The sequence below is a fragment of the Streptomyces sp. A18 genome, from assembly GCF_059026065.1.
The window spans coordinates 1-553 of record NZ_JBWLKL010000151.1; the positions used below are offsets into that span (position 1 = coordinate 1).

Consider the following 553-nt stretch of genomic DNA (forward strand, 5'->3'; position numbering starts at 1 on the left):
ATGCCCGACAGGGCCCCAGCCGCCTTGCCCGCAGCCAGAGTGTCCATCAGAGGGGGGTGCAGGGAAAGGGCTGCGCGCTGGAGGTCATTGGTGAGACAGGAGGCCAACGTATGGGGATCGCCACGGCGGAGAGCGTTGAGGAGCGCCGCCGATGCGGCAGGGGCGCCAACGCTGCCTGTCTTGAGACGGTCATGTTCTCTGTACACCGCTGGTGTCGACAGTCCGCCGTCAGCCATGGCAAACACCCAGTGGAAGGTGCCCGTCACCTCTAGCGGTGTCAGCTGTTCGCCTCGGCCGGTGCCGATCGCCGCGCCGCCGGCCAGGCTGAACGGGACGTCGCTCCCCAGTTGGCCGCAAATGAAGAGCAACTCGGAACGAGAGGTGCGTGTCCGCCATAGTGTGTCGCAGGCGAGTAGCGCCCCTGCAGCATCGGCGCTGCCGCCGGCCATTCCTCCGGCGACCGGGATGGCCTTGGCGATATGGATGTGAACGTCGGGCGAGCGACCGCGCCGATCGGCCAGCAGTTCCACCGCTCGGGCGGCGAGGTTCGTAC

The 553-nt window shown here is 67.6% G+C and carries 1 protein-coding gene; it reads right to left on the reverse strand.

Going from position 1 to position 553, the window contains the following annotated elements; genetic code table 11:
- The coding region (locus AC5P1C_RS43930) for a GHMP family kinase ATP-binding protein (protein ID WP_493871607.1) at positions 1-553 on the reverse strand (553 nt) is incomplete at both ends.